The following is a 2,186-nucleotide window of genomic DNA, read 5'->3' on the forward strand; positions in this document are numbered from 1 at the left end:
GCCGCTGCCGCAGGGCGCGGTGCTGCCGCCAGAGATGCAAATTCAATACGGAAACATCCTTGAGATGTCGGATGAGGATATTAAAAACCTCATGAACGGCTGCGAAGGGTTTGTCTTTGCCGCAGGTGTTGACGAGCGGGTCGAGGGACCGCCGCCGATTTACGACATGTACAAAAAGTTCAACATTGACCCGGTCTATCGTTTATTCACGCTTGCAAAGATCTGCGGAGTGAAGCACGCGGTGATTTTGGGCTCCTATTTTTCGCACTTTGACAAAAAATATCCCGAAATGCAGCTGTCTCATTGGCATTCCTATATCCGAAGCCGCCGGGATCAGGAAGCCGCGGCGCTGTCGTTCGCCGATGGAAATTTCGACGTCGCCGTGCTCGAACTGCCCTATATCTTCGGGACCCAGCCGGGCCGCAAACCCGTATGGCTGTTTATGGTCGAGATGATCCGGGATATGGAGGGGTCGACGCTGTTTCCCAAAGGCGGCACGACGATGGTCACGGTCAAGCAAGTGGGGCAGGCCATCGCCGGAGCGCTTGAAAAAAACGAGGGCGGGAACTGCTATCCGATCGGCTGGTACAACATGACCTGGAAGCAGATGCTCGGTATCATGCACAAGTATCTCGGGTGCCCGAACAAGCGGATCGTCACGATTCCGAAGTGGATGTTCGACCTGAACTCCCGGAAGATGCTCAAACAGCAGAAAGCGCGCAACGTCGGCGGAGGATTGAATCTGCTCAAACTGGGGGAACTTCAGTGCTCGGAGCTTTTTATTAATAAATCAGAAGGCAGCGAACCACTCGGGGTTCAACCGGACAACATCGAGGCCGCGATCGGCGACTCGATCCGGTTATGCGTTGAGATTTTAGATAAGAATTTGCAGACCGTGGAGATGAAGGGGGAGTAAAGCTGTTTAGAGAGTAGTTAATAGCGAACAGTGAAAGACCTATAAACTTAAATTCGTTTTGCGGAGCAAAGACACCATAATTATTCACTGTAAGCTGTAAACTGTACGCTTTTCATTTGCACGGACGTTTCCAAAATGGTGAAAATATGATATAATTCTCATCGGGTAATATGGTTTAATCCGATGGGATATTTTTTTGTAGGAGTTTCGATTTTAAACAGATGTTAAGGAGCAGATATGATTTTACAGGTAGAAACTGAAGTTAAGCCGAAACTAACCGTTATACAGCTTGAATCAATGAGTTTATATGAAATTATTAGAGACGAAAGAGCATTTGTAATAATAATTGACGGAAAAACTTTTTTTACCGAACCCTTGTTTCCTATTTTAGAATTCGTTCAATACAGTATAAAATGGGTAAAAGAAAATAATGTAAGTTTCATTTATAATACAATTGAAAGTGAAGAAAACCCTATATTATCTTTTACCCAACAACAAGGTCAATGGAAAATATATTCAGTTTGGCAAAAGTTTGAATGCAATGAACTTTTTAAATTTGAGGATATTAGAAATTTTATAATTGAAATTATCAATCGAGTAATGCAATAGCAGAAATATTTATCCTTACGAAACCAACTTTTTTACATCGTTTGAAAATTTTCCGTCTGGAACAATAAAGATCGTTCCCTATATGGCAAAAATATGCTATAATGTCTCATCGACGGATGAAATCTCGTCGTTGGGATATTCTTTTTACTGACAACGAGGCGATGGCACAACCGGATAAAACGGCAAGTGAGGGAACATGGCCGAGGACGCGCTGAAAATTTTTAATATCTACACACAGGAGTGGTTTCGCGGGACGCTTGGGACGCCGACGGAAGTTCAAAAGCAAGCCTGGCCTGAGATCGCTGCGGGAAGACATACGCTGGTGTCGGCACCGACCGGTACCGGCAAGACGTTAACTGCATTTTTAGTGTTCATCGACAAGCTGCAGGAGCAAGCCGAAAAAGGCGAATTACCCGAGGAACTGCAATTAATCTATATCTCTCCTTTAAAGTCGCTGGCGGGGGATATCCGCGAAAACCTCAAGCGGCCTCTGGAGGGGGTTTTACAGCAGCGCATTAAAACCGGGCGGCATAAATACGGCGCGGAGATTCAAATTGCAATTCGTACCGGCGACACCTCGCAAACCGAACGCGCCCGGATGGTCAAGCACCCGCCGCATATTTTAATCACAACGCCGGAATCGTTATATCTGATGCTGACC

At 45.8% G+C, this 2,186-nt stretch carries 3 protein-coding genes; all 3 read left to right on the forward strand.

Translation table 11 applies throughout. The features are described from left to right. A partial coding sequence (locus PKH29_12875) for a hypothetical protein (protein ID HNX15733.1) occupies positions 1–916 on the forward strand: 916 nt, incomplete at its 5' end. A 237-nt stretch (positions 917–1,153) separates the two neighbouring features. Next, complete coding sequence (locus PKH29_12880) at positions 1,154–1,525, forward strand: hypothetical protein (GenBank protein ID HNX15734.1); 372 nt, start codon at positions 1,154–1,156, stop codon at positions 1,523–1,525. A gap of 196 nt (positions 1,526–1,721) precedes the next feature. Beyond that, positions 1,722–2,186, forward strand: a 465-nt coding sequence (locus tag PKH29_12885; protein ID HNX15735.1) for a DEAD/DEAH box helicase, incomplete at its 3' end; no start/stop codon positions are given.

The sequence above is a fragment of the Oscillospiraceae bacterium genome (genome assembly GCA_035353335.1).
GTDB lineage: Bacteria > Bacillota > Clostridia > Oscillospirales > JAKOTC01 > DAOPZJ01.